This is a genomic window from Anaerophaga thermohalophila str. Valhall (assembly GCF_000250735.1).
Lineage (GTDB): Bacteria > Bacteroidota > Bacteroidia > Bacteroidales > Marinilabiliaceae > Anaerophaga > Anaerophaga thermohalophila_A.
In genome coordinates this window covers 21,295-40,483 of the sequence record NZ_AHZV01000106.1, presented here as the reverse complement: position 1 = coordinate 40,483, position 19,189 = coordinate 21,295, and the positions used below count along the sequence as shown (strand labels likewise).

Sequence of the window (19,189 nt, the reverse complement as noted above, 5' to 3'; positions counted from 1 at the left end):
CTACAAAAGAGTTAAGGACTATTGTAAAAAGGTATTGTTATGCATATTGCTATTGCCGGGAACATCGGATCGGGGAAAACTACTCTGGCCGGATTACTGGCCAATCATTACGGTTGGGAGGTTCATTACGAAGATGTGGAAGAAAATCCTTACCTGGCCGATTTTTACAACGATATGAAGCGATGGTCGTTCAATCTTCAGGTCTATTTTCTGAAAAGCCGTTTCTCTCAGATCATTAAAATCAGAGAAGGCAATAAAAGTGTCATCCAGGATCGTACCATTTATGAAGATTCGGTTATTTTTGCGGCTAATTTGTACGATATGGGGCTTATGAGTCCGCGCGATTATGAAAATTATAGCGGACTTTTTGATCTTATGAGCAGTTTGATAGCGCCTCCCGACCTCCTGATCTATCTGCGGGCTTCTGTTCCCACCCTTGTGCGGCAAATCGAGATGCGGGGACGTCCTTACGAATCGTCTATACGCCTGGATTACCTGCGACGCCTAAATGAACGCTACGAGGGGTGGATACGTAGTTACAAAGCGTCCAATTTGCTCATTGTTGATGTTGACAAGAACGATTTCATTAAAGAAAAAAGTAAATCTGAGTGCTGTGATTGATAAAGTGGACAGCAAGATACACGGTTTGTTTTAACCGGCATTATAATGCGGGTCATCCGTATTAAGCTTCAACTTCTTCTCCTTCATAGTAAACCGTTTCAGGCATCCAGTCGTCGTTTAAAACAACCATATTGGCAAGGACACCTTTGCCTATCCGTCCTATGCGGTGCGTTTGCCCCATAACGGCAGCCGGGGTGAAGGAGGCCATGCGTAAAGCTTCTGCTTGGGGCAATCCGACCTCTTTGATACAATACTGTACGGCTTGTGCCATTGAAATGGAGGACCCGGCCAGCTTGCCTTCCTGATTGTAGCAAATGCCGTTTTTCATCCTGAAAGTGGTCGGGCCGAAATAAACCTCGCCGTCTTTTTGTCCCAGAAAAGTGGCATCGGATATCAGGAACAAGCGGTCACCCATGACGCGGTGAGCCAGGCGAATGGCGGCCGGATGCACATGGTGGCCGTCAGCAATAACACCTGCCCGTGCACTTGGATGTTCGAAGATAGCGGTAATAATCCCCGGTTCTCTTCCTGATATGGGCGACATTGTGTTATACAAATGGGTTGCCATTCGTCCTCCATGATCAAAGAACGACATTGCTGTTTCGTAGGATGCATTAGAGTGACCGGCAGACAAAATCCACCCGGTTTCCATCAGAACATCCAGATTTCCTGAGGTGAACAACTCGGGAGACACAGTGATGGCTTTAATAACTTCGTGTCCTTCGCCGGTTATTTCTTTTAACAATGATGGGGTAGCCGGTTGTAGCCATGGTTCATGATGGGCCCCTTTTTTAGAAGGGTTCAGGAAGGGGCCTTCGAGGTGTCCGCCCATGAGCAATGATTGCTCCTTTGCCATTATTTTGCGTATGGTCTCGATGGCATTTTTCCTCGTATCGGTAGCGGAACTTATGATGGTCAGGAGTAATGACGTGGTTCCGTGTGCCAGATGAGTGTTCAGTATTTGGCGAAATGACTTTTCCGATGGGTCCAACGAGGCATACTTCCCTCCGCCACCGTTAACCTGGAGATCGATATATCCTGGAGCAACCACCTTCCCCTCCAGATCGATGGATGGTAAATGTGAAGGAGGATGCGTGGTTATGCCAAGAATGTGTGGCGGTTTTACAACGATAGAAAATCCCGGTGAGAGAAAAGACCTTCCGTCAAAAATCCGACCGTTTTTAAGAATGAAAGATGGTAACATATTGGTTCTTCTCTTTAATTCTATAAATTTAGAAAATTGGAATTAATTATGCAGAATTTTGCCGGCTATTTTGACCGGGTTACAACAGCGAACCTTATGACTTTCAAATTTTCTCCTGTTAATTGCCCTGTAGGACAAAGCGTTTCCTTAATGGTTCCTGTATTTATCCCTGAATAGACAATACTTAGCATCGCATTTCGAGCATTGGTATTCCATTCTTTTCATTTCTTTCCCGGCACCGACAATGCCGCTGACAGATTTGATGGGGAGCATCAATGATGAATCTGTCAGTTTTACACCACAGGTGTTTCCCGACATCAGAGCAAATAGTTTTTGCTGGTCGGAAACAGGCCATCTGCAATAGCCCGGACTGTAGCGGTTAGAGATTTTCATTCCGCTGCGGTTGGCATACTTTTCTATGGTGTCGTGAGCAATGCCGGCGACCGATTCGGCCATTTCGGAGCCTATAATGTCTATAATATAGCCTTCGAGAAGGTTTCCCTGTTGCAGATGTTTCCGCGAAAGATTTTCCATTTCTTTCCCGCACGTTCCGATAAAACAATATATTTCTTCACTTTTCTGAAGGCATGAGGCAACCATCTTGTTGAGGTAAAAAGTGTAACCCTGAAGCTTCATGGTTCCTGCCGAAACATCGATTTCAGGCCTTTGAAAGCAGCTGAAGCATGCAGAAGGGCAGACAACAGAAAGGCATTCGTCGATCAGTGTCACGATCAGCTCTTCAAGATATGGCTCTATTTGCCCCGACGGAACTTCTAACATGCCGGATACCCGCCCGGGGTCAATGGTAATAAGTGAATTGTCAGGATGTATTCTGACAGACCTTCCGTTTTGAGTCCTGTCTGCTGTTTCGCGTATGTTATATCTGCCGCTCATGATTTTACAGAAGTTCAGGTTTCGAACTAAAAACGGGGCTTTCTGTTTTTGCAAGCCTTGTAAATGACACTTTACTGAACAGACACATAAATGTAATGATTAAGTCTGCTCCTGAAAAGTCTCTTTTTGCAAATACCATGACGGAAACGCCTCTTTCAAGAGCACCCGTATTTTTATGTTAAAATCCGGCGGGGGAGTCGGGTCAGGCAATCAATGAATTGAGATAGGAAACAGCCCCCTGGGGATCCGGAGCATACCCGTCTGCGCCGATTTCGGTTTTGAAATTTTCATTAACCGGCGCCCCGCCAATAATCAGAGGGACTTCCGGGTATTGTTGCTTGATATCCTGTGCTATGGTTTTCATGTTGGCCATGGTGGTTGTAAGCAATGCCGAAAGGCCGACAACGGCATCCTTATGAGAACCTATGGCATCGAGAAATTTCCGGGAATTGACATCAACGCCTAAATCCAGAACTTCCCACCCGGCACCTTCGACAATCATGCCTACAAGATTTTTGCCTATGTCGTGCAGATCACCTGCTACCGTTCCTATAATAAACAAGCCTTTCTTTTTGACAGCGCCAGACTGGAAGTAGGGTTTGAGATGTTCCATGGCAGCATTCATGGCTTTAGCCGAAATCAACATCTGAGGGACAAAAATTTTCTTTTCTGAGAATTTTTTGCCCACAACATCCATGGCTTTAATGAGAGCTTCACTCAGTATCTCATCGGGGCCTATGCCTTCTTCCAATGCCTTCTTTGTCCATTCATCGGCACCATCCTTGCCTTTCATATTCGGAGGATAAGGAGCGGCGTTGTTTACTTTTCCATTCTCAACACAATGCAGAATTTTTTGTAGTAATTCCTCTTTTTCCATAGTTGTTTTCGGGTTGTGAACGTTTATATTTTGGCACAAAAATGTTTGATATTCACCTGTTATCCGGCATCAATATACAAAAATATATTTGTAAAGATGCTTTATACTATGTAAATTTAGAACCGTAAACTGCAAACCTTCCATTTACTATGACCGACAAACAATGGACAGAACTGATTTCTGTCGTAAAAGGAGAACAACAGAACAGAATGCCGATAGGGTTTATTATCGATTCGCCCTGGTTGCCAAACTGGTATGGCATTAACATTCTCGATTATTTTACCAGTGATGAACTATGGCTTAAAGCCAATCTTAAAGCTATAGAAACATTCCCTGAGGTGATGTTCCTTCCCGGCTTCTGGAGTGAATACGGGATGTGTACTGAACCATCTGCTTTTGGCGCCAGGTGCATTTTCTGGAAAGATGAATTTCCGTTTGCCGAAAAAACCATCCGTTCGTCTGCTGACATTGATGAGCTGAAGGTTCCAAATCCTGAAACAGACGGATTACTGCCTTTCATGCTTAACAGGTTGCTGATGTGCCGGCCCGATATTGAAAAAGCAGGGCATAGAATTCGTTTTTCTGTTTCGCGGGGCCCGCTGAATATCGCTTCCTTCCTGATGGGTACCACCGAACTGATGACAACGATGATGATGGAGCCTGATGCCGTACATAAACTGATGCGTATTGTTACCGACTTTCTGAAGACCTGGCACAAGTTGCAGCGCGAGGCCATACCAACCATCGATGGTATCCTGATGCTCGACGATATTGTCGGATTTGTAGGAGAGGATGAGTTTATGGAATTCGGTTTCCCCTATTTTAAGGAGCTTTATGATGATGCTCAGGTTAGTGTTAAGTTTTTCCATAATGATGCCGATTGTTCCATGTCCGTGAAGCATTATCCCGACCTGGGGATTAACCTATTTAATCCGGGAACACAAATGTCAGCAAAAGACCTTATAGAGGCTTCCGCAGGCAGGATGACCATTCTTGGGAATATACCTCCTCGAGACGTATTGGGTTCGGGAACGCCGGATGATGTGAAACGCGAAGTAAAAAAACTTCTTGACGAAACACCCGATAAATCGAGGCTCATGCTTTCTGTCGGAGGTGGAATGCCCCCGGGTGTTACAACGGAGAATATTAAAGCGTTTATTGATGCCGCCAGGATCTGAACCGGGGAGTAATCACCTTATTGTGTTCGTTAACCAACAAATCTGGTGGCGAAAGTGAACAAAGGAAAACGTTCGTTGAAGCCCGGTTTAAACTCGTAGGGATATGCAAAACCTAACGATGCATAATAAAATTACCGAAAATACCATCGAGGAATTCACTTGGATATTACTGGAGCATTCCCTCTTTTTTCAGGCCACAAAATGTCCTCCATTATTCCAAAAAACAATAAAAATCAAAATAAATAGTTGATTAATTGCTTATTTGTTTATATTTAAGGCCGAAAAGAATTACAGCTAACTATTATGTTAGGTAAACTAACAATTTCATTAATCTGACCTAACAAAAAGATGATCGTTATCAATAAACAGTTAAATTGTAATTCGTATTGATTAGCCCGCCCCCGATAACTGATAACCCTCACCGGAGTATTAGCTTTAAACTTTTTAAATCTAAAAAATCATGTTTCAGGGGATTGCAGATCAGATTACAGAAGCTCAAAGAGAAATTTTGAGACAGGAAACACTCCAGAATTATTATGAAACGCTGGAAAAATTCCGAAAAGAACAAATCAGAAAACAGAAAAAAACGAACACGGCCTTTTCTAAGTTTTCGTTTCCGCATTTATCTTCCACCGACCTTGACCAAATTCCGGGATTAAAGTCATTGTTCTATGTGGTTTTTGAGAATCAGGACAATGAGGAAGATAAGAAAAGGCGTAGTTTTATTCAGATGTATTTGCTGTTGAAGTCTTTTCCCGAAAGCATCAGGGTATTTTCCGATGAGATGAAACGAATAAACCCCGAGGTTAAATCTAAGAGAGAAACACGCAGTTTACGCATTCTTGCCCGTAATATCAAGGATTCCACTATGGACAAGTATTATTACCAGGAAGTATCTACCTTACTGCATTTTGTTGAGAAAGCCGGGGAAGTGAAAGCCCGTTCGTCTGTTCTTGATATGTTACTCAAGCTTGGAGAAGAGTTACAACAACGGCTTTATGGCGCCGTTAAAAATCTGAAGCAGGAAGAGAACTGGGGTTCCTGGGAAATGTTTTTCTCCCGCAAGGTACGATATGATAAAATTCAGCCCGGCAGTATTGACAGAGCTTTTGAAGTTATGCCGGCTGCTGAAAGCCTGATGTCATGTTTTTCTATACTTGCCGTGCCTTTTTTCTCGAACCGCGATATACTTATACTTAATAAAATTGCAGACGGGTTTGTGGAAGGATTGATCGACGACATGATGCAGGACTGGCTCGTTGAATCCAAAACAAAGAAAATGCTTTCAAGGATCAACCAGGCACTCGGAACCATTAACCTGATGGTACGTACTTTGACAGCTATGAAAGAGCAAAACAAAAATGAGATTACACTCATGCAGGTAGAGCGTAAAAAACGCATCGAGAAGACTGAAGAATACGTTAAGAAAAAGCTCGCCGAGAAAGTCTGATCCCGGCAATAGCTGAAATAGCAAGACCGGAAAAAAAACCGGATATCAGGAAGCAAGTATTTTTTTGCAACCGATATCCGGTTTTTTATCCCAATCCAATTAAGCAGGTTAAACGGTCATAATATCTTTTTCCTTTTTCTCAAGCATTTCTTCGACCTTTTTTGTGAACTTGTCGGTCAGTTTCTGAACTTTGTCTTCAGCATCTTTCTCCATGTCTTCGGGGAGGCCGTTCCTTTTTTAGTTTTTTAAGTTCATCATTGGTCTCGCGTCGTGCATTGCGGATGCTGATGCGTGCTTCTTCTCCTTCTTTCTTCACCTGTTTAACCAGATCCTGTCTGCGTTCTTCAGTTAAAGGGGGGACGTTAATCCGAACAATATCGCCGTTATTGTCGGGATTGAGTCCAAGATTGGCATTCATAATGGCCTTTTCGATTGGCTGGATCATTCCTTTCTCCCATGGCTGAATAGCAATGGTGCGCGGGTCGGGCGTGTTAATGCTGGCCACCTGCTGAAGAGGGGTCATGGTTCCGTAGTATTCAACCATTACACCGTCAAGCATACGTGGATTGGCTTTGCCGGCACGTATTTTACCCAGCTCCCGGTCAAGATGATCGATGGCCTTTTGCATGTTTTCTTCTGTGCTTTCGAGCAGTATTTGAACATCATCTTCCATGGCAAAATGTATTGGTTAATGTCTGATTTCCGATTATTTGTGAACAAAAATATAAAACTTTGGGACATTTCGAAATAGTCTCTCGTTTTATGCTGTAAAACAGGCATCCGTTTTAAACAAAACACAACAATTTATCCTACTTTTGTAATAGCACAAACATGAAAGGCGAAAATTGTTAAAATGGGAAGCAAAACTGTGAAAATTTGCTTCGAAAAAGTGCATTTTTGAAGGTGCAAATTAGATTAGTTATAAATAAAGAACAATTTCTTTAATTTTCTTAGCGAATAAGAATCGTAGCATCTACCTTTGCAGCTCAAAACTCCCGGACGGGAAATTTAGTCAAACAAGATACTAATAAAATTAATGAATTTATGAGTAGTACATTAGGTTCTTCAATTGGGAAAAAGTTGTTGATGAGCATATCAGGACTTTTTCTGATTTTGTTCCTTATAGTTCACCTTACTGTGAACTCACTTCTTCTGGTGCCCGATGGTGGCGACCTGTTTAATGCAGGTGCACATTTCATGGCAACCAATCCGGCAATTCGTGTTATTGAACCATTGCTGGCAATTGGGTTCCTTGTCCACATTATCTACGGGGTGAAGCTTACCCTTGAGAATCGTAAAGCTCGCGGGCCGGCCCGTTATGCATCAGGGAAAAAGACCACTGGTGTGACCTGGGCGTCTCAGAACATGCTCGTTCTGGGCATTACAGTTGCTGCTTTCCTGGTGCTTCACATTGCCAATTTCTGGGTGAAGATGAAGCTCACCGGCGATCCCTTGCTTGAACACACCACAGTGGACATAGCCGGTGTTCCGACAGAAGTCGAAAATGCTTATGCTCTGGTCAATGCCACTTTCGGTTATCTTTGGATTGTGGTAGTTTATGTCATTGGGGCTGTCGGGCTTGCCATCCATCTTTCACACGGTTTCTGGTCGGCCTTTCAAACCATCGGCTTCAGCAACCTGAAATGGAGAAAAAGACTGTCCGTGCTGGGTAATATTTTTGCCTGGATCATAGGAATCGGCTTTTCTTCTATTGCGGTTCTTCAATACTTGTTTTATCAGCCTAATTAGTGCTTGTCTATAAACTCGTAAAAATTTTTCAAGATGTGTGTCTGTTCAGAAGATATCGGTTGCAAGGCTTGTGAAATCCGAAAATACAGATTCCCGGCATGCCGGGGCAAGTAATTTTCGGACAAACTTAACGCAGCAGATAGTACTTAATGGACAGCGACGAATTAAAAATACTGAAAGATCATGGTAAAATTAGATGCAAAAATTCCCGATGGGCCTCTCGCCCGGAAGTGGGACAACTATAAAGCCAACCAAAAACTGGTCAATCCGGCCAACAAAAGGAAACTCGATATTATTGTTGTAGGAACCGGTCTGGCCGGAGCCTCAGCAGCTGCATCATTTGGTGAGATGGGGTTTAATGTCAAAGTGTTCACCATCCAGGATTCACCCCGGCGTGCGCACTCCATTGCCGCACAAGGTGGTATTAACGCCGCGAAAAACTATCCCAACGACGGAGATTCGGTCTACCGCCTGTTTTATGATACTGTAAAAGGAGGTGACTATCGGGCCCGCGAAGCCAATGTTTATCGCCTGGCACAGGTTAGCAACAATATCATTGACCAGTGTGTGGCACAAGGTGTTCCTTTCGCCCGTGAGTATGGAGGCTTACTCGACAACCGTTCTTTTGGCGGAGCTCAGGTGAGTCGGACTTTCTATGCGAAAGGACAAACAGGTCAGCAACTTCTGCTGGGAGCTTATCAGGCACTTATGCGTCAGGTGCATGCCGGCAGTGTGAAGCTTTATACACGGAATGAAATGGTGGAGATCGTGATCGTTGACGGGAAGGCTCGCGGCATTATTTCACGCAACCTGGTGACCGGTAAACTCGAGCGACACTTCGGACATGCGGTTGTTCTTGCCACCGGCGGCTACGGAAACACATTCTTCCTTTCAACCAATGCCATGGGGTCTAACGGCTCGGCAGCCTGGAAAGCTTACAAAAAAGGCGCCATGTTTGCCAATCCCTGTTTCGCGCAGATTCACCCGACATGTATCCCTGTTCATGGTAAATTTCAAAGTAAGCTTACGCTGATGTCGGAATCATTGCGTAACGATGGTCGTATTTGGGTACCAAAGAAAAAGGAGGATGCCGAAGCCATTCGTGCCGGCAAGCTGAAACCAACCGAAATTGCGGAAGAAGACCGCGACTATTATTTGGAACGCCGTTACCCTGCATTCGGTAACCTCGTGCCGCGTGATGTAGCTTCACGTGCCGCCAAAGAGCGCTGCGATGCAGGTTATGGGGTAGGTCCGACAGGGCTGGCGGTATATCTCGACTTCCAGTCGGCTATCGACCGTTTGGGCCGCGATGCCATAGAAGCCCGCTATGGGAATCTTTTCCAGATGTACGAAAAGATTGTGGACGACAATCCGTATGAAACTCCGATGATGATTTATCCGGCTATTCATTATACCATGGGCGGCATCTGGGTAGATTATGAATTGCAGACCACCGTTCCGGGTTTGTTCTGTGCCGGGGAAGCCAATTTCTCTGATCACGGAGCCAACCGCCTTGGAGCATCGGCGCTTATGCAGGGGCTGGCCGATGGTTATTTTGTTCTGCCCTATACCATTCAGAACTATCTGGCCGATGATATTTCCACACCACGTATGACCACCGAAGAGAGGGAATTTGAAGATGCTGAAAAATCTGCCAAAGACCGTTTGGATAAGATTATGAGCATTAATGGTAAACGTTCGGTCGATAGTATTCACAAAGAATTGGGACTGGTTATGTGGGACTTTGTCGGCATGGCCCGTAACAAAGAAGGACTGCAGCAGGCCATCGAAAAGATACAAGCCATTAAAAAAGAGTTCTGGACCAATGTGCGTATCCCGGGGTCTGCCGAAGATATGAATGCAGAGTTGGAGAAGGCAGGCCGGCTGGCCGATTTTATTGAGATAGGAGAGCTCATGGCCCGTGATGCGCTACACCGCGAAGAGTCGTGCGGCGGACATTTCCGTGAAGAATATCAAACCGAAGACGGTGAAGCGCTTCGTCAGGACGATAAGTTCACATATACCGCCTGCTGGCAATACAAGGGCGAAGACCAGGAGCCCGAACTGCACAGGGAAGACCTGACTTTTGAAGTTGTGAAACTGGTACAGCGTAATTACAAATAACAGGGATGTATATCTCAACAGGCCTTTAGATTTTTGGATATTAGATGTAAAATGAATCCTGTAATGCTGAAAATCTGAACTTTAGTAAAAATACGCATTTGTTAGTAAGCAATTGATTTCAAGTTGTTTGCAAAAATCTGACAGAGTATTGAAATTAAATTAAGAATTCATCATGGAAACAACAATAAATATCAAACTCAAAGTTTGGCGTCAGGCCGGTCCAAAAGCAAAAGGCCGGTTCGAAACTTACGAGCTCAATAACATATCTACCGATAGTTCTTTTCTTGAGATGCTTGACATCCTCAACGAACAATTGATTAATGAAGGAAAGGAGCCGGTTGCCTTTGACCACGACTGCAGGGAAGGTATTTGTGGTATGTGCTCGCTTTATATCAATGGCCGGCCTCACGGGCCCGACGATGATGTAACGACCTGCCAGTTGCACATGCGTAAATTTAAGGATGGAGAGACCATCACTGTGGAACCCTGGCGTTCGGCAGGCTTTCCAATTATCAAGGATTTGATTGTCGATCGTACTGCGTTCGACAAAATTATTGCTGCCGGCGGTTACATCTCAGTCAGCACAGGAGGCGTTCCCGATGCCAATGCCATTCCCATTCCGAAAGAAGATGCTGATGAGGCCATGGATGCCGCCTCATGTATCGGGTGCGGGGCTTGCGTGGCTGCATGTAAGAACGGTTCGGCCATGCTGTTTGTATCGGCCAAAGTAAGTCAGTTGGCCCTGCTGCCACAGGGACGTGTAGAAGCTGCACGGCGTGCCAAAAACATGGTGGCAAAAATGGACGAACTGGGATTTGGAAACTGTACCAATACAGGTGCCTGTGAAGTGGAATGCCCTAAAGGTATTTCTCTTGCCAATATTGCGCGACTTAATCGTGAATTTCTGAAAGCCGGGATACAGGACTAACTCCGGGTTTTTAAAAGGTGAAACAAGCTGTGACAGATAATGTTGTTACCCGTCACAGCTTGTTGCAATATGAGCCGAATTTTCCGGGGGCTTTTGCTGTCGTCTGAAACAGGATTATCTCTTTGCATTGTAAATGGTTAAACTTTTTTTTAACTTCATGCCCCATGAAATGATAAGACCATGCCATACAGACGACTCCCCAACACCGACCAGGCCCGGCTCAGGGCTCTGAAAACCGCACAGGAAAAAGGTGCGCAGCTGGCACCTATGGACCTCGCTTTTTCCCAGAAATTGCTTTTTGATGTGAAAGCTTTTGTCCCTCAATATGAACAAGTGATCCAACAGTACCAGTTCAGCAAAGACCGTCAGGCAAAATTCGGCAAGTCGCTGGCCGAACACTTCAGGGTGGCAAGAATGTATCTTTCTCATTTTCTTCAGGTCGTCAATATGTCTATTACCAGGGGAGAGTTTAAGCCGGAGACCAGAACTTTTTACGGCCTTTCAGAGGACGACAGAACCATTCCCGAAATAAACACCGAGCAACAACTTATCGAATGGGGCCGAAAAATTATTAAAGGCGAGGAAGAGAGAATGGTGAGAGGTGGGTCTCGTGTTTTTAATCCAACCATCGCGATGGTTAAGGTGCATTTCGAAAAATTTCTGGAAAATTATGATTTCCACAAGGATCTGGTCAAAACTTCGCAGAAAATGCAGGAAAAAGTTGCTGAGGAAAGGGAAACAGCTGACAAACTGATTGTAAATATCTGGAACGAAGTAGAAGCCCGGTTCGCCGGTCTGGAACCCGAAAAAAAGCGAAAGAAAGCTTCTGAGTACGGGGTGGTTTATATTTACCGTCCGTCGGAAAAAGAGAACGGGAAAGTTTCGTAGCAGAGAAAAAGCCTAAAACCTGCGGTTTCGAATCCAGTACCAGAAAAATTTTGGGACAATTACAAAATGTGCCATAATGGTAGACCACAAACCAAAATTTTTGACCATTATTATGAATCGTTCTTTCAATCCCGGAATAATATTTTGCCTGGTCATCCCTCCTTCCCTGAATTTTGACAAAATAAGACGGGTATTCCTGATTTCAGAAGCATGCTTAAGTGCATGCAGGCACCACTCATAGTCGGCGGAGAAACGATAGCTTAAATCGTATTTCCCGGCCACTTTTCTGGATGCAATAAACGATTGATGACTGACAAGCATTCCTCGCCTGAAATCGCGCCAGCATAAAATTTCCGGAGGCGAAAGGCGTCGTAATCCTATCTCATTCCCCGCTTCATCAATGAGCATGGTTTCGCCATAATAAACGTCTGCGGTTGAACTACCTGAAAAAACTTTGTTCAGCACATCGGGAGAGGCGGGTTCGTCACCAGAATTTATGAACCAGAAATAATCTCCTGAGCTCATTTCCATTCCTTTATTCATGGCATCATACAGACCGGCGTCCGGACCGCTCGTCCAAAGCGATATTTTTTGTTCGTATTTTTTTATTATGTCAATGGTACCATCAGTACTGCCACCGTCAACCACAATGTATTCCACATTTGAGTAGGTAAGTGCCAGGACAGATTTGATGGTGTCTTCAATGGTGGTGACACTGTTGTATACAACGGTGATGATACTTACGCGGGGTTGTTGCATAAAATTGGATATTAAGATTGTTCTCGATATTTCTTCCGGTTAGTGATTTTTGAATCAAGAAATTGCAGGAGCAGACTCATCCATGCAACAGAAAGTTTATGAATAGACCAGGTTAAGTACCGAGTGATAAATTTCTGTGTATCTTGAGGCCACTATCTCAGGCGAAAAATTATTCACTGCAAATTCTCTGGCATTAGAGGTTAACTCATCATGATTGTCCAGAATATACAGAATGCCTTCACCGAGGTTTTTCCACTTGTCGGGAGCTGCCAGAAAGCCATTTTGCTGATGTTTTACCATTTCCGGGACTCCACCGATATTGAAAGCAACAACCGGTGTTCCGCACGCCAGAGATTCTACCACGGTATTGGGCAGGTTATCCTGCATAGAAGGCAGCACGAAAACGTCGGCAGCCTGATAAAGACGGGCCATATTTGCCTGACCGGTTACAACGTCGAAGGTATGGATCAGAAAAGGAGATTGCCACTGAAATGCTTCAACGTTCTTGCCGAATGCAACCAGCTCTATCTCTTTTCGCAGATGTGGTCGTGTCGCATTCAGATTTTTCAGGGAGCGAAGCAGCAAGTTGGCTCCTTTTCTCGGGTCAAAAACATTTGCTGCTCCAAAGAGAACAAGCTTTTTATTTAACGGCAGTCCCAGCTGTTTTCGGACTTCTTCTTTATTTGCCGGACTGAAAATATTGACATCAACAGGATTAAAAACCTGACGAACCGAATGTTTAAGGTCCTTGCGAACCAACGAACTTTTATCGGCCATCTCTTTCATCCAATTGCTACAACCAACAAATGTGATGGCAGCATTGGCATACATTTTTTCTTTTCGCGCATGCTGGTGTGCCGATAAATCGTTTTCTGCCGGCGTTTTGAGCAAGGGACAGTTTCCGCAGGCAGATGTGAATCCTCCACAGCTGCCAGGATAATGACATCCTCCGGTAAAAGGCCATGTGTCGTGTAAGGTCCAGACAACCGGTTTGCCGGTTTGTATAAGTTTTTTTAATCCGTGAAGTGATAAGAATCCCTGGTTAATCCAGTGAAGGTGAAGAATATCGGCTTCTTTGATCAGCGGATGACGGCTGACATCATATCCGAAACGGCCGGACGAGAAGGCAAATCTTTTTTCCCGGTTTTTCTCATACCTGATGAAGGAGAATACTTCTGCTGCGAATTTTAATTGTTGGAAAACTTGTCCTGCGCGGGACTTAATAAGAGGCGTGATGCCGGGATGTTCCCCTTCTGCCTGCAAGACAAGCATCTTAGCATCTGTGCCGCTTGCCCTGAGCGCGTCAAGCAATCTTACGGCTGCCAAAGCAGCACCACCTGTCTGGTCGCTTTTGTTGATGTGCAGAACTTTCACGGGCTCGATTGTTTAAGCGTAAAGATAGAAATTTTTATGGCACCGGATCATAACCGCTACCGCCCCAGGGATTGCACGACAAAATTCGTTTGGTTGCCAGCCACAACCCTTTGAATGGGCCATGCTTTTTCAAGGCCTGCATGGAGTAAACCGAACATGTGGGAGTATACCGGCATGACGGGCCAATCATCGGAGAGATTACCCATTGGTAAAATTTGACCGGCATGATCAGAATGAATACCAGAAGTTTACTGAAACCTTTATATATTTTGCGAAGTATTTCCATATTCTTCAGTTCTTTCAATCAATTGCAACAGCGCTTTCTTCATTCCTTTTTCAATGGTATGATAGTCCAGCTCTTTTTCAGCAATGTACAAAAAGGCAACTGCAATTTGAAGATTTCTTTCCTGAAAAACACGGATGAAGGATGGTTTGTTTATGCGATAGGATTCCCGCATACGGCGTTTCAGAAGGTTTCGTTTTACAGCCTGTTTAAACCTTTTTTTCGAAACCTGAAACATTGCCTGAACCGGAACATCCCCGGGAACTTCTGTAAACAAAAACTGAATACGCAACGGATACACCAGAAAGGCTTCACCTTTTAGGAAGAGCCGGTCGATGATTTTACGACTGCACAGCTTTTCGTTCTTCCCGAAAGTGAAACCTGATCGATGCATACCTGAAATTAGTTATTTTGAGCAGGGATACTACCTTGCAAAATAGTGCAGTAAAAAGCCGATAGTAAATAGCCGGAAAGGAGCAACTGACTAAAAATCATTACAATTCTTTGTGCTCCGGCTTTGTTCCAAATGAGCCCATGAGGGACTTATAATGCACTACTTTTTGTTATGCTTCCTGATGTACATCTCCAAAGCTGCCGTCATGGATGGTGCCTGAGGCATAGGTGCCTGGATGTCGAGCCGTAATCCGGCTTCTTTAACGGCCTTGGCGGTTGCAGGGCCAAAAGAAGCAATAAGCGTATCGTTTTGTTTGAAATCAGGGAAATTCTGCAATAACGATTTTATTCCGGACGGACTGAAAAAGACCAAAACATCATAATCAATGTCTTTCAGATCGCTTAAGTCGCTGCTCACCGTCCTGTATAGAATGGCTTTGGTGAATTTGACTTTGGCCTTTGTCAAAAGGTTGGGAATTTCAGGTTTATGAATGTCAGAAAGCGGCACCAGAAATTTTTCCTGTTTGTGTTTTTTTATCACTTCCACCAAATCGGGAAATTTCCCGGTAGAGTGGAAGATTTTTCGCTTTCTGTAGACAATATACTTTTGCAGATAGAAAGCAGTGGCTTCCGAAATACAAAAGTATTTCATGTCGTCGGGAACCGTCACGCGGGTTTCTTCACATATTCTAAAAAAATGGTCGATGGCCGTACGGCTTGTAAAAATCACCGCGGTGTGGTCGAGAATATTGATCTTCTGTTGCCTGAACTCTTTGGAAGATACCCCTTCCACCTGAATGAACGGCCTGAAATCAATCTTCACATTGTTCTTCTCAGACAGGTCGAAATATGGGGATTTTGGCGTTGACGGTTTAGGCTGCGAAACCAGAATTTTTTTGATCTTCAATTTGCTTAAGTTTTAGTTCAACAAAACCAGAAACCATTCCAGTACCAGGTCAATAAAACAGCACCTTATACAGTATTGACAAGGGTAAAATTTCCAGGGCACAAAGGTACAAAATAATGTAATAACCTGAAAGTGTATCCCTTAAATTTGCGTTAATACCCCTTGCTATCTGTATTAGATACAGCAAAATAAAAACAGCAAAACCGATTTTCGGAACAAAATGTCGTGCTTCGGGTTCCAAAAACGGGAAAAGTGCAATCAAAGGCAGCAGGATAACACCATAAGCTTTGCTCATTACCGATGACTGAGATAAATACTCCTTTGTTCGATCCTGTATTCTGAAAATCCATCCGATAAACTGGTAAACGATTATTTTCAGGGCAAAAATTACAAGCAGAAAACCTAAAACCGTTATCCAGAGTTGCCAGCCTGAAAGACCGAAAAAACTCCGGTCAGTCAAAATAATGAACTCATATAAAAACAAAGAGAAATTCGTATAAAACAAAATTCCCAGCAAAAGCGATGCTGGCTTTTCATTGCGTAGGGAAGAAGTGTTAAGGTTGTTGGCAGCATTGGAAAAAAGAATGGCATTGAAAATATTGGAAAGATATTTCTGCCATCTGAAACGCACAATACCGGTGACTGCAACCAGGATAATAATTGTTGTTATAAACCATGTAACAGAAAGCAGGTCGCTGTTGTGAGCCTGTGATGTCGGAAGTTTCTCCTCCCCGGAAGGAATAGTTTCTTTTGCCTCCTCAATGTTTTTTTTGCTAAAAACTTTGGTGTCGGGTTTTGTTCCGGTAATTTCGACGCCTTCGTTGCGATCAATTATGTCACCTGCCTCGCCAACAAAAGGTAACAAGCAGACAGAATCGTTGGATGCTGAGGACCAAAGTTGCTTTCTAAAGCCCGTGGATTTCCAGTCGGAGATAAGGATGTAATCGAGAGTATCCGGATCATTTTCTTGCCCGGAGGGGGCATCAATTTTTTCGAGCTCTTCCGTTGCTTCTGTTGTAATTTCATCGGTCTGTGCTTGTTCAGTCGGTGCGGGGATAGAATCTTCTTCTGACAGGGTTTTAATTTTTGGCCGTTCCACTTTGAGCTCGATTTCCTGTGGCACGTCAACGGCAGGACGAAGGATATTCAATGTAGTGTCCTGTTGCTGCTCAATTAATGTATGTGAGGGATGAAAAGTTCTCTTCATGCAGTTTGAGTAATTGATTTGCAAAAATATAACATTTTCATAATAAAAACTTTGCGTCATCGCGTCTCTGCGTTTCGGCTTTTTAAAAAGATGATTGTTATTAAACAGCAGCAAAATTAATCGAATTTTTGTCCCATGGTTTTGCATTCTCAATTGCCGGAACTACATCTTCGGGACGGTCAACAATGCTCCACATTTCGTTATGTACAGGGCGCATGAATTTTTCTTCAACCATTTTCCTGGTTTGTTGCAGCAGTCCGTCATAGAAACCATCGGTGTTAAGTACCACGATGGGATGGGAATATTGTCCCAGTTTTTTAAGAGATAATACTTCGAAAAGTTCCTCCAAAGTCCCGGTACCGCCAGGGAGGGCGACTATGCCTGAACTTCCATGTACCATCAATTCTTTACGTTTGTGCATGGTTTCCACATGTATCATGTCTTCCACATCCTTGTGTTCCCATTCTACATCAACCATAAATCGCGGAATAATGCCGGTAATCGACCCGTCAAGTTTCAGAGCTTCGTCGGCAACTGCACCCATTAGACCAACTGCTCCGCCACCGTAGATGATACCATAACCGGCTTTTACAAGGGCTGCTGATACCCGGCGGGCAGCTTCGAAATATTTTTCCGGAACCTTTGGACTTGATGCACAAAAAACGGCAATTTTCATCAGTATAAAATTAGTCTAAGTTATTGGTCTGATGAATTGTCTTATATCTTATATCTAAAAATCTAATGATCTATTGAAATGGCCTACCGTTCCTTAATTCTAAAGCTTTTCCAGATATCGACGGGGTCCAAAACTCTCCCTATAGGGGGATTTAGGGGGTTTTGCCCCAGGGGATAAAATATTCAAGAGAATACGAAAAGCCCAGAGTTATATTGTTATCACCTTTCCCGTATCCCGGGATAGAGAATGGTTTCAGCACCCGGCTATTATTCTCCGTTATTTTTACTCTCAGGTTGAGCGTCCAGCCCATGTACAAGTTTTTTAACAGTTCAGTTCGCGGCCCTGCCAGGAATTCAATCCAGTGATTGTTGATGACATATTTACTCAAAGAGCCGTGATAGTCATCCCAGTAATTGTTCTCAATGATGAAACTTTTGCTGCCATGCTCCTGAAGGGCAAAGCCGTAATTTATTCCCACGAAAATGTTGTCATTATTTCCGGGCTCATCCACATCGAAAAAATCGTATAAAATTCCCAGTTTAAGGAATGATCCGTTGCTTTGGTAATGATAATTGCGTTCCTCCTGATTTTCCTCCGAGAAAGTAAGGTTTTCAAAGCCTGCTTCAGCCCGGATAAACCAATTGGACGGTAGTTTAAAATGCGAAATTACAGAAAATGCAGATTTGTCTGTGTCAAAAAAATGGCCAATCGGGCCTTCAAGGTTTACCCCCAGAGTCATTCCCGGTTGCTCCCGGTGCTCTTTTAACTTTGTACTTTCTCGTTGCTGCCCTGAAGAAGTCTGATACGAGATAAGAAAAAGGTTAATAAATATAAAGCTTAATATTTTCAAGTGTTTCACCATATTGTACAGTCGGATAAATAACAGAAACGGAATCAATAAATGCCTTACTGTGTATCACAGTATCCAGGTCAAATGAAAAAATATACCCACACTCACCTGAGATAAAGTCGAGTTCTTTCTCGTATATAAAATGGATTGTATCTTTCAAAGTTTTGACTGAAATGACAAATGAAGTGGTATCGGTATGATAATTCAGAGGCAAGAATAACCCGGAAATAGTTTGATTGCGGTAAATACTGTCTTCCATATTAAGTCCGGTCACGGATACCTCTGTCAGGGTGGTGTCGTTGTCTTCTTCCCACCAGGCTGAAAGCAAACTTGCCTGAACAGCATTTTGGTTGGAGAGACAGGCTTCATCGTTTTCGCATCCGGCAATTGACAGGATGAATGATGCGGTAATTAATAAATAAGTTATCAGTTTCATAAACTCACGGACATATTTGTGCAAAGTTAGAAAATAAAGTGGTTTTTTTTGTTCGTTTTAGTACATCTATTTGTTCGTTTTCGTACAATTTAATGTTCTGTAATGAATATTTACTTTTAATTTAATTTGTTGTTTGTCAGATAAATATCTTTTTTGGCCTGCAAATTGATTTAACATTTTTTTGAACCCAAAACCATTCTCTTCAAAATGATAGAAGTATTTGTTGGTTTTCTTTTTCAAAGTGCTGCATGGCTGCAGACACAATATAATCCGAATCATTTTATTGATTTTTTCGGAGCTGCAACGATTGGTGTTGTGGCAGGTGATATCTATTGAGGTTATTTTTAATATCTATAAATGAGTCCACTCATAAATCAAATTTTTTACAATC

At 43.5% G+C, this 19,189-nt stretch carries 20 protein-coding genes and 1 pseudogene; 8 read left to right on the top strand and 13 right to left on the bottom strand.

Going from position 1 to position 19,189, the window contains the following annotated elements:
* The first annotated feature begins 39 nt into the window (after positions 1–39).
* A complete protein-coding gene (locus OQ5_RS20380) occupies positions 40–621 on the top strand; it encodes a deoxynucleoside kinase (RefSeq protein ID WP_016776541.1) in 582 nt (193 codons plus the stop codon).
* Between the two features lie 61 nt (positions 622–682).
* On the opposite strand, the gene nagA is transcribed toward OQ5_RS20380, so the two are convergent.
* The 3 genes from nagA to OQ5_RS0105590 all read right to left on the bottom strand — a co-directional run bounded on the left by nagA (position 683) and on the right by OQ5_RS0105590 (position 3,596).
* A complete protein-coding gene (nagA, locus tag OQ5_RS0105600; protein WP_016776540.1) occupies positions 683–1,825 on the bottom strand; it encodes an N-acetylglucosamine-6-phosphate deacetylase in 1,143 nt (380 codons plus the stop codon).
* A gap of 147 nt (positions 1,826–1,972) precedes the next feature.
* The gene (locus OQ5_RS21915; RefSeq protein WP_016776539.1) at positions 1,973–2,719 is read right to left on the bottom strand and encodes a vitamin B12 dependent-methionine synthase activation domain-containing protein; all 747 of its coding nucleotides are present in this window, start codon (positions 2,717–2,719) and stop codon (positions 1,973–1,975) included.
* Positions 2,720–2,921: 202 nt separating this feature from the next.
* The gene (locus OQ5_RS0105590) at positions 2,922–3,596 is read right to left on the bottom strand and encodes a corrinoid protein (RefSeq protein WP_016776538.1); all 675 of its coding nucleotides are present in this window, start codon (positions 3,594–3,596) and stop codon (positions 2,922–2,924) included.
* Positions 3,597–3,745: 149 nt separating this feature from the next.
* On the opposite strand from OQ5_RS0105590, the gene OQ5_RS0105585 reads away from it, so the two are divergent.
* Positions 3,746–4,774, top strand: coding sequence for a uroporphyrinogen decarboxylase family protein (locus OQ5_RS0105585; RefSeq protein ID WP_016776537.1), 1,029 nt, complete (start codon positions 3,746–3,748; stop codon positions 4,772–4,774).
* Positions 4,775–5,234: 460 nt separating this feature from the next.
* Entirely contained in the window at positions 5,235–6,224 is a 990-nt protein-coding gene (locus OQ5_RS0105575) for a hypothetical protein (protein ID WP_016776535.1), read from the top strand.
* Positions 6,225–6,332: 108 nt separating this feature from the next.
* Here the strand turns inward: OQ5_RS0105575 and frr are convergent.
* Positions 6,333–6,852, bottom strand: a pseudogene (gene frr, locus OQ5_RS20370) (ribosome recycling factor).
* Positions 6,853–7,268: 416 nt separating this feature from the next.
* On the opposite strand from frr, the gene OQ5_RS0105565 reads away from it, so the two are divergent.
* The 4 genes from OQ5_RS0105565 to OQ5_RS0105545 all read left to right on the top strand — a co-directional run bounded on the left by OQ5_RS0105565 (position 7,269) and on the right by OQ5_RS0105545 (position 11,913).
* Positions 7,269–7,973: a succinate dehydrogenase cytochrome b subunit gene (locus tag OQ5_RS0105565; protein ID WP_026055135.1), complete on the top strand. Its 705-nt coding sequence runs from the start codon at positions 7,269–7,271 to the stop codon at positions 7,971–7,973.
* A gap of 183 nt (positions 7,974–8,156) precedes the next feature.
* Positions 8,157–10,097 carry a fumarate reductase/succinate dehydrogenase flavoprotein subunit gene (locus OQ5_RS0105560; protein ID WP_016776533.1) on the top strand — a complete coding sequence of 647 codons (1,941 nt, stop codon included), beginning with the start codon at positions 8,157–8,159 and terminating at the stop codon, positions 10,095–10,097.
* Between the two features lie 172 nt (positions 10,098–10,269).
* Positions 10,270–11,025, top strand: coding sequence for a succinate dehydrogenase/fumarate reductase iron-sulfur subunit (locus OQ5_RS0105555; protein WP_016776532.1), 756 nt, complete (start codon positions 10,270–10,272; stop codon positions 11,023–11,025).
* 180 nt (positions 11,026–11,205) lie between these two features.
* Positions 11,206–11,913, top strand: a complete 708-nt coding sequence (locus tag OQ5_RS0105545; protein ID WP_016776530.1) for a hypothetical protein — start codon at positions 11,206–11,208, stop codon at positions 11,911–11,913.
* Positions 11,914–11,925: 12 nt separating this feature from the next.
* On the opposite strand, the gene OQ5_RS0105540 is transcribed toward OQ5_RS0105545, so the two are convergent.
* The 9 genes from OQ5_RS0105540 to OQ5_RS0105500 form a co-directional block, all read right to left on the bottom strand.
* Complete coding sequence (locus tag OQ5_RS0105540) at positions 11,926–12,672, bottom strand: glycosyltransferase family 2 protein (protein ID WP_016776529.1); 747 nt, start codon at positions 12,670–12,672, stop codon at positions 11,926–11,928.
* Between the two features lie 96 nt (positions 12,673–12,768).
* The gene (locus OQ5_RS0105535) at positions 12,769–14,046 is read right to left on the bottom strand and encodes a glycosyltransferase family 4 protein (protein ID WP_016776528.1); all 1,278 of its coding nucleotides are present in this window, start codon (positions 14,044–14,046) and stop codon (positions 12,769–12,771) included.
* A 34-nt stretch (positions 14,047–14,080) separates the two neighbouring features.
* Positions 14,081–14,332, bottom strand: a complete 252-nt coding sequence (yidD, locus tag OQ5_RS0105530; RefSeq protein WP_016776527.1) for a membrane protein insertion efficiency factor YidD — start codon at positions 14,330–14,332, stop codon at positions 14,081–14,083.
* A complete protein-coding gene (locus OQ5_RS0105525; RefSeq protein WP_016776526.1) occupies positions 14,307–14,723 on the bottom strand; it encodes a ribonuclease P protein component in 417 nt (138 codons plus the stop codon). The genes yidD and OQ5_RS0105525 overlap by 26 nt, the downstream gene beginning before the upstream one ends.
* Positions 14,724–14,882: 159 nt before the next feature.
* On the bottom strand, positions 14,883–15,629 hold the full coding sequence (locus OQ5_RS0105520) for a uroporphyrinogen-III synthase (RefSeq protein WP_016776525.1): 747 nt from the start codon (positions 15,627–15,629) through the stop codon (positions 14,883–14,885).
* 49 nt (positions 15,630–15,678) lie between these two features.
* The gene (locus OQ5_RS0105515) at positions 15,679–16,836 is read right to left on the bottom strand and encodes a DUF4271 domain-containing protein (RefSeq protein WP_255297400.1); all 1,158 of its coding nucleotides are present in this window, start codon (positions 16,834–16,836) and stop codon (positions 15,679–15,681) included.
* 100 nt (positions 16,837–16,936) lie between these two features.
* The gene (locus OQ5_RS0105510; RefSeq protein WP_016776523.1) at positions 16,937–17,512 is read right to left on the bottom strand and encodes a TIGR00730 family Rossman fold protein; all 576 of its coding nucleotides are present in this window, start codon (positions 17,510–17,512) and stop codon (positions 16,937–16,939) included.
* A 151-nt stretch (positions 17,513–17,663) separates the two neighbouring features.
* Positions 17,664–18,371, bottom strand: coding sequence for a DUF6048 family protein (locus OQ5_RS0105505; protein WP_255297405.1), 708 nt, complete (start codon positions 18,369–18,371; stop codon positions 17,664–17,666).
* Entirely contained in the window at positions 18,334–18,798 is a 465-nt protein-coding gene (locus OQ5_RS0105500; protein ID WP_255297399.1) for a DUF6452 family protein, read from the bottom strand. The genes OQ5_RS0105505 and OQ5_RS0105500 overlap by 38 nt, the downstream gene beginning before the upstream one ends.
* A gap of 207 nt (positions 18,799–19,005) precedes the next feature.
* On the opposite strand from OQ5_RS0105500, the gene OQ5_RS24295 reads away from it, so the two are divergent.
* Entirely contained in the window at positions 19,006–19,134 is a 129-nt protein-coding gene (locus OQ5_RS24295) for a hypothetical protein (protein WP_016776520.1), read from the top strand.
* The last annotated feature ends 55 nt before the right edge of the window (positions 19,135–19,189 follow it).

What these genes read in the sequence shown, in the direction of transcription:
- OQ5_RS20380 (WP_016776541.1), top strand. Translation starts at nt 40, where the DNA reads ATGCATATTGCTATTGCCGGGAACATCGGATCGGGGAAAACTACTCTG.
- nagA (WP_016776540.1), bottom strand. Translation starts at nt 1,825, where the DNA reads ATGTTACCATCTTTCATTCTTAAAAACGGTCGGATTTTTGACGGAAGG.
- OQ5_RS21915 (WP_016776539.1), bottom strand. Translation starts at nt 2,719, where the DNA reads ATGAGCGGCAGATATAACATACGCGAAACAGCAGACAGGACTCAAAAC.
- OQ5_RS0105590 (WP_016776538.1), bottom strand. Translation starts at nt 3,596, where the DNA reads ATGGAAAAAGAGGAATTACTACAAAAAATTCTGCATTGTGTTGAGAAT.
- OQ5_RS0105585 (WP_016776537.1), top strand. Translation starts at nt 3,746, where the DNA reads ATGACCGACAAACAATGGACAGAACTGATTTCTGTCGTAAAAGGAGAA.
- OQ5_RS0105575 (WP_016776535.1), top strand. Translation starts at nt 5,235, where the DNA reads ATGTTTCAGGGGATTGCAGATCAGATTACAGAAGCTCAAAGAGAAATT.
- OQ5_RS0105565 (WP_026055135.1), top strand. Translation starts at nt 7,269, where the DNA reads ATGAGTAGTACATTAGGTTCTTCAATTGGGAAAAAGTTGTTGATGAGC.
- OQ5_RS0105560 (WP_016776533.1), top strand. Translation starts at nt 8,157, where the DNA reads ATGGTAAAATTAGATGCAAAAATTCCCGATGGGCCTCTCGCCCGGAAG.
- OQ5_RS0105555 (WP_016776532.1), top strand. Translation starts at nt 10,270, where the DNA reads ATGGAAACAACAATAAATATCAAACTCAAAGTTTGGCGTCAGGCCGGT.
- OQ5_RS0105545 (WP_016776530.1), top strand. Translation starts at nt 11,206, where the DNA reads ATGCCATACAGACGACTCCCCAACACCGACCAGGCCCGGCTCAGGGCT.
- OQ5_RS0105540 (WP_016776529.1), bottom strand. Translation starts at nt 12,672, where the DNA reads ATGCAACAACCCCGCGTAAGTATCATCACCGTTGTATACAACAGTGTC.
- yidD (WP_016776527.1), bottom strand. Translation starts at nt 14,332, where the DNA reads ATGGAAATACTTCGCAAAATATATAAAGGTTTCAGTAAACTTCTGGTA.
- OQ5_RS0105525 (WP_016776526.1), bottom strand. Translation starts at nt 14,723, where the DNA reads ATGCATCGATCAGGTTTCACTTTCGGGAAGAACGAAAAGCTGTGCAGT.
- OQ5_RS0105515 (WP_255297400.1), bottom strand. Translation starts at nt 16,836, where the DNA reads ATGAAGAGAACTTTTCATCCCTCACATACATTAATTGAGCAGCAACAG.
- OQ5_RS0105510 (WP_016776523.1), bottom strand. Translation starts at nt 17,512, where the DNA reads ATGAAAATTGCCGTTTTTTGTGCATCAAGTCCAAAGGTTCCGGAAAAA.
- OQ5_RS0105500 (WP_255297399.1), bottom strand. Translation starts at nt 18,798, where the DNA reads ATGAAACTGATAACTTATTTATTAATTACCGCATCATTCATCCTGTCA.
- OQ5_RS24295 (WP_016776520.1), top strand. Translation starts at nt 19,006, where the DNA reads ATGATAGAAGTATTTGTTGGTTTTCTTTTTCAAAGTGCTGCATGGCTG.